General features: G+C 75.3%; 1 pseudogene. It reads right to left on the bottom strand.

The features are described 5' to 3' along the window. Positions 1-1,341, bottom strand: a pseudogene (locus tag E1286_RS47160) (hypothetical protein); the annotation flags it as partial. Between the last annotated feature and the right edge of the window lie 258 nt (positions 1,342-1,599).

Below are 1,599 nucleotides of genomic sequence, written 5' to 3' on the forward strand. Positions count from 1 at the left end.
GTGCTGGGCACCTGAGGGTGTTGCCTGCGCCGGGTGTCCGTCGTGCTGGGCCGGTGCTTGCCGGGGGTGTCCCGGGTGTTGCGCTGACGGCTCTGGGTGCTGGCCCTGCGACGGATGCGCGGGGTGGTGCGGGTACGCGGTCTCGTCGTGAGCGGCGTGGCCGAAGTGGGCGTCCGGCTCGGAGTGTTCGCCGGGATCCGCGTGGGTGTGGTCTTCCGCGAAGGCGTGGTCGTTGAAGGCGTGGTCGTTCCGCGCGGTGTGCTCGTGCTGGTCGGATGCGACAGGGGCGGCCAGGAAGCCGTGCCTTTCGTCCGCGTTGGCGTGGCCTGCGGGGCTGTCCGTCGTGTCGGGGTGGCCTGCGTCGCTGTGGCCGGTATGCGGCCCCTCAGGGTGTGGGGCTCTGGGGTGCGCGGGCGGCGTGGCTCCCGGGAGTGTGGAAGGCTCCGTGGCAGCGCGGGTGGACAAGGGCTCCGTGGCAGCGCCGAGTCTGGGGTCCGCGGGGGCGGTGCCCGGACGGAAGCTTCCCGGCTGCCCGGGCCAGGGCTGGTGGCCTGCGGCCTCGTCGGTGTCCGCGTGCATGGCGCCGGCGTGCGCGGGGTCGGCGTGCGCGGGGTTGCCGTACGTGGGTCCGTCGTGCGCGGTGCCCGGGTGTGCTGGGCCCGCGGTGTCTCGTGGCCCAGGAGGGACAGCCCCCTCGCGGGGAGCGCCTGGTCCGGTGGTGACGGGATGCGTTGTGCCGGGCCTGGGGGCGTTCAGGGTGGTGTCGTGTTCGCCGGAGTCGGGCTGAGACGTTCCTGGCCCGGGCGCGCCGGGACGCGAGCGGCTGGGATCGGGCGCGCCGGGGTGGGGCGTGCGATTGATCACGACGCCTGGGCGCGTGGCGTCAGAGAGGTCCGCGTCGGGCCGGGACCCCACGGGGGCGTCCATGGCGTGCTGAGAGGCTGCGGATGCCCACCTGGCGTGGTCGGTGGCCGTGGGATCGGTGGCTTCGTGGCCGGTGGTGTTCGGGGGAACGCCGTGGGTCGAGCTGGTGAGGCCCTCCGGGTTGGTGGCGTTCGGGTCGAACGGTGGCGGCAGGCTCGGCTCGTCGGGCTCCGCGACGAGTTCGCCGGTGGCGGCGGGCCACGGTGGCAGGGCGTGCGGCTCGGAGACGGGCGGCGGCCACACCGGCATGCCGGCTGCGGCGGCGGTGAACGCGGGCGGCGGCTCCCACGGCGGCGCGCCTGGCACCACCGGCTTGGTCCAGCCACCTGGCTGCTGCCCCTGCCCGCTTTCCGGGTCGTTCCACGGACGCGCGTCCTGCGCCCGGTGCCCTGATATGCCGAGCTTGCCGGGATACATGCCTGGAACTCCGGCTCCGCCGGGCGGCGCACCTGGCACGTTCGGCGCGCTCGCCTGCGTACCCGGCACGTTGCCTGTGCCGGGCGTACCGGGCACGTTGCCTGTGCCGGGCGTACCGGGCACGTTGCCTGTGCCGGGCGCGTCAGGTGCGATGAAGGGCGTCGCGGGGACGCTGGGCCGGGCGCCGGGTGTGCCTGGCGGGGTGAAGCGCGGTGGGTGGCCGCTGGAGGCGTCCGGTGAGGACGCGGTGTGGCGGCC

The organism is Nonomuraea terrae, assembly GCF_004348995.1.
GTDB lineage: Bacteria > Actinomycetota > Actinomycetes > Streptosporangiales > Streptosporangiaceae > Nonomuraea > Nonomuraea terrae.